The organism is Bacteroidia bacterium, from assembly GCA_019695265.1.
Classification (GTDB): Bacteria; Bacteroidota; Bacteroidia; order JAIBAJ01; family JAIBAJ01; genus JAIBAJ01.
Genome location: JAIBAJ010000188.1, coordinates 1 through 3653 on the forward strand (window position 1 = coordinate 1; position 3653 = coordinate 3653).

5 protein-coding genes are annotated in these 3653 nt (G+C 41.3%); all 5 read right to left on the minus strand.

The annotated features are described in order from the left end of the window. On the minus strand, positions 1–712 hold a 712-nt coding region (locus K1X82_15110), incomplete at its 3' end, for a biotin carboxylase (GenBank protein MBX7183439.1). Between the two features lie 24 nt (positions 713–736). Beyond that, on the minus strand, positions 737–979 hold the full coding sequence (locus tag K1X82_15115) for a PqqD family protein (protein MBX7183440.1): 243 nt from the start codon (positions 977–979) through the stop codon (positions 737–739). A gap of 311 nt (positions 980–1290) precedes the next feature. Continuing rightward, positions 1291–2457: a hypothetical protein gene (locus K1X82_15120; GenBank protein MBX7183441.1), complete on the minus strand. Its 1167-nt coding sequence runs from the start codon at positions 2455–2457 to the stop codon at positions 1291–1293. A gap of 39 nt (positions 2458–2496) precedes the next feature. Then, positions 2497–2877, minus strand: a complete 381-nt coding sequence (locus tag K1X82_15125) for a VOC family protein (protein MBX7183442.1) — start codon at positions 2875–2877, stop codon at positions 2497–2499. 13 nt (positions 2878–2890) lie between these two features. Further along, positions 2891–3653, minus strand: a 763-nt coding sequence (locus K1X82_15130) for an ATP-binding cassette domain-containing protein (protein MBX7183443.1), incomplete at its 5' end; no start/stop codon positions are given.

Genomic DNA, 3653 nt, shown 5'->3' on the forward strand with positions numbered 1-3653 from the left:
TAGCCTTTCCTTTGTCGGTAATAAACAGTTTGCGCATGGGTATAATGCTAACTGCATTTCCTTCTCCATCGCCCAAGGCCGCAATGTTTACTTCTGTTCCATTAATAAATTCCTGACAAATAATCGGCGTTCCCCATTTGGCGCTCAATTTATAAAAGGCCTTTTGCGCTTGCTCTAGGGTTTGACAAACGGAAGCTTCGTAATATTTTCCTTTCACCACCAATGGATAACCCAATTCCGCAGCTACACCCGGCAATTCAGACACCGAGTAAATAACCCTGTCCCTTGGAACAAACAAACCATGTTTTGCGCCAAAAGCAGAAAGGTTCATTTTGTCCCTGGCATCAAACATCTCGATGCTGGGTAAAAAAGTATGAATCCCCTTGCTTCGTAAAAAGTCCGAAATTCGAATAAAGTTATACAGCTCTGCATCAAAATTCGGAACAATCACATCAATCGGATCCTGTTCATGAATGTATAATAACCTGCCTGCCAAGGCATCGGTACCGGCAGCAGGATACGGTATTTGGTAAGTAACATCACACATTCCCGGCATGTAAATTCCAGGTTCCAGACTCTCATAACTAAGTCCAATAATTCTAACTTCAAAATCCTGGCAGTCACGTATGCCACGTATCACGGCTACTCCCGGACCCGGACTATCCACTGCATTTAGACCGGTTACGGCCACTGTTATTTTTTTCTTTTCCATCCTCGTTGAGCTACTTTTTATAACTTATCGCTGCATCATGTTATGGTCTTTCAATTGGGTCAAAAAGTCATCTACATCTTTCTCCAACAATGTTTTTTCTACTTCATATTTTTCAAATAAAACCGCCTTAATTTGATCCGGCGATTTATCTTCCTTAAGCATACCAAGCACCTCGGCTCCAATTGGGTTAACAGAAAAACTGTCGCCTGTTCCGGGATTAAAAATAAATCCGGACTCAGATACAGCTAGGTTTTTATTCAATTTCATGGCGAAAATTTTGGGTAAGACAAAAAAGGTTTACAATGGTTTAATGCTGATTATAGAAATTACTTTGCCCAAAAATAGCTGCTCGATTTAATTTATTTCCTGCTATTTATCAGCCTTTTGTATTTTTTAGGGGCGGGCCCCCTTCGCCCTTCCAAAATCCATCCGAATCTATGGTTATTGCAAGCGGGCTTCGGGTCACGCTATCGGCTGTAGTCCTCGTCCCCCTAGGCTATCGCCGTAGTGGGCCTGTGGGCTACTTGCCTCTATCGTTGCCCGAGGGTGCAAGCTCCGTCTGTTTCACTTTTTAAACATTATTTTTCCCGCCTGCAGTGAACACAAAGCACCTTTCCTTCCGGGTTTCTCAAAAAAAAGAAATAATCCTCTCCTCCATCTTTAAGTTTAAGTCGCTTCTTAAGTTCTTCTACTCCTGTTCCGGCATTACGCTCGGCCAAATTTGCCTTTTGTATTCCTTGTTGCTGCAGATAATTTGAAACCTGCTTTAAATTGCCTTCCAACAGGGCTAAAACCTTCATTTGTCTTCCCTGAAAGTCCTCTACCGGAGCCGAACCCACCAAATAAGGTGTTTCAGGATGAAGGAAAGTTAAGCCTACTTTTCCGGCATACGTTTTCCAAAGCTTGAGCTTAATTAAAGCCACATTGGGTTCAAAAAACCAAGCTTCTTCTCCCCTGTTTATTCCGGGCATTGAAGTTCCTTCTCCTTCAAAGTATTGTATTCCATGGTCGTTCAGATTAACTGCAATTCGTTGTACTTCCGAGTTAAATTCAGGCAATACTTCTACCAACAATTCCTTCATTTCATTGTGGTGTGCAATGGCAAATATTCTAGCTACACCTTTTAGTTTTCGTTCCAATTCGGTGGCTTCAAACAAAGGGCTTACCTTGATATAAACCTTGCACTTCCTTTTCTGCAAATCCGGAAGCAACTCCATTACATTGGGTGAACACTCCTCCAGCAAAAACTTCCTCGATTTGCCGTCGCGGCGATCGGGATCAATATAAACCGTTGAATGCATGGGTATTTGCTCAAGCATTGTTTCGGCTTGGGCTTGGAATCGCTGTGCATTTTGTATCCCTAATTTTTCCCAATTATACCTAACCAAGGTATTAAGTTCCTCGTCCACATCAACACTCCAAACCTGCTTAAACGATGAAGAAAAAGCCCAATCGTCCACACCCAATCCACCGCTTAAATCAACCAACAATTCTCCCTTCATGAGTCCGGCTTTAAATCGTGCTACTTCTTCGGCAGTGGATTGCTCCAAGGCTCGTCGGGTAAACAAGCAACGTTTTTCGAACCAGGTTGGTAATTTATGCCTGGCTTTTTGCAAACAATGAATTTGTTCAATTGCCCTTTTGCTATCAAATGCTGAAACTGGTTTATGTTTCAGGGCTAATTGAACAGGATCTGACTGTAAATTCTCTTCAATAAATTGGAAAAATGCAGCGGAGTACATCACATGACTTAGGTGGCTTACTTACCACTACTTATAGAACAGTTATTCTTCGTCTTCTGCAAAGGTTAACACAAAATCATCCGGATCGGCAATAGAAAATTCGGTAGCTCCATAAAAGGTTTTTTCCAAGCCTTTTAGTATTGGAATTGGTTGGGCTTGAAGCTTGTCAAAAAATGTGCGTATCCCTTTTATTTGAATATATAGCAACAATGCTCCTCCCCTACTTCGTTTTATTTCGGGTAATTCTTCACCCAAACTATCCAAGCTTTGCAACATAATAACCACTTCACCGCATTTTAACATTGCCCAAACCGGATCACCTTCTTCAGGAACCCGGTTTACCACCGAAAAACCTAGATTTTGATAAAAGATCAAACTTTTACTTAGGTCCTTAACAAATAAGTTGGGCGTTATCGTGTTCATTAAAATAACGGTATTAAAAAGTAATGCTGTCTAGTCTGGATTGTTTAGCCCTGATAGCAGCCTCTATATCTTCCAATCTTCCTTTAGGAATGGCACCAATTAATTTTTTGGTGTATTCGGTTTGTGGATTTTCATAAATAGCATCTGCATCACCCATTTCTTCAATTTTACCTTTGTTCATTACTACCATTCGGTCGCTCATAAACTTCACAACACTTAAGTCGTGGCTAATGAAGATATAGGTAAAATGATTATCTCGTTTTAATTCGTTTAAGAGGTTTAACACCTGGGCTTGAATTGATACATCGAGGGCAGATACAGATTCGTCGCAAATGATAAATTTTGGACGAAGTGCCAAGGCTCTGGCAATACAAATGCGTTGCCTTTGTCCACCCGAAAATTCATGGGGATAGCGAAAAAAATGCTGTTCCTGCATATTTACCCTGGCCAGCAATTCCATTACCCGATCTTTTCGTTCGGCATCGCTACCCAAAATACCATGCACTTGCATAGGTTCCATAATGGCTTGTCCAACGGTAATTCTAGGATTCAGACTTGAATAAGGATCTTGGAAAATGATTTGTATATCCTTTCTTATTTCTCTTAAATCAGCTTGGGAAAGGGAAGCCAGGTCTTTTCCCTGAAAAATTGCCTGACCCGAAGTTGGTTCAATTAGTCGCAAAATAGTACGACCCAAAGTAGTTTTTCCACAACCGGATTCTCCAACCAAGCCAAGAGTTTCGCCCGGATACACAGTGAAGCTTACATCATCAACC

Bases quoted from the DNA above. Each gene is read 5' to 3' on its own strand.
- K1X82_15115 (MBX7183440.1), bottom strand. From the start codon at position 979: ATGAAATTGAATAAAAACCTAGCTGTATCTGAGTCCGGATTTATTTTT.
- K1X82_15125 (MBX7183442.1), bottom strand. From the start codon at position 2,877: ATGAACACGATAACGCCCAACTTATTTGTTAAGGACCTAAGTAAAAGT.